The organism is Mesorhizobium sp. M4B.F.Ca.ET.089.01.1.1 (assembly GCF_004022605.1).
GTDB classification, from domain to species: Bacteria; Pseudomonadota; Alphaproteobacteria; order Rhizobiales; family Rhizobiaceae; genus Mesorhizobium; species Mesorhizobium abyssinicae.
Genome location: NZ_RZOS01001376.1, coordinates 1 through 470, shown reverse-complemented (window position 1 = coordinate 470; position 470 = coordinate 1). Strand labels below are relative to the sequence as shown.

Here is a 470-nt window from a genome sequence, read left to right as displayed (position 1 = left end):
CATTCGGCGCGTGGCTTGCGAGGAAGCGGATTCCGGAGGGCGTTACCGCCGTTGTACCGACGCCGTTGACGTGTGTAACCTTGGCCTCGAACAGGTTGGTCTCGCCGAGGAATTTCGCAGCAAACAGCGACTTAGGCTTCGCATACATGTCCTCGGGGCGGTCGACCTGAACGAACCGTCCTTTCTCCATGAGCACAACGCGGTCCGACAGGATCATGGCTTCGTCCTGGTCGTGTGTTACGTAGACAAAGGTGGCACCGGTTTCCGCGTGGATGCGCTTCATCTCAGAAAGCATGTGCTGGCGGATTTTGAGGTCGAGAGCTGCTAGCGGCTCGTCGAGGAGCAGGACTTTCGGTCCATTCACAAGCGCCCGCGCCAACGCGACACGCTGGCTCTGCCCACCGCTGATCTGATCGATATAGCGGTTGGCGAAGCTGTCCAGCTGCACGATGTGTAGCATCCGCTGAACG

The 470-nt window shown here is 59.4% G+C and carries 1 protein-coding gene; it reads right to left on the bottom strand.

Going from position 1 to position 470, the window contains the following annotated elements; all coding sequences use genetic code 11:
- Positions 1 to 448 (bottom strand): ABC transporter ATP-binding protein (locus tag EN780_RS37595; RefSeq protein WP_245500308.1); only part of this gene is annotated, 448 nt, incomplete at its 3' end.
- Between the last annotated feature and the right edge of the window lie 22 nt (positions 449 to 470).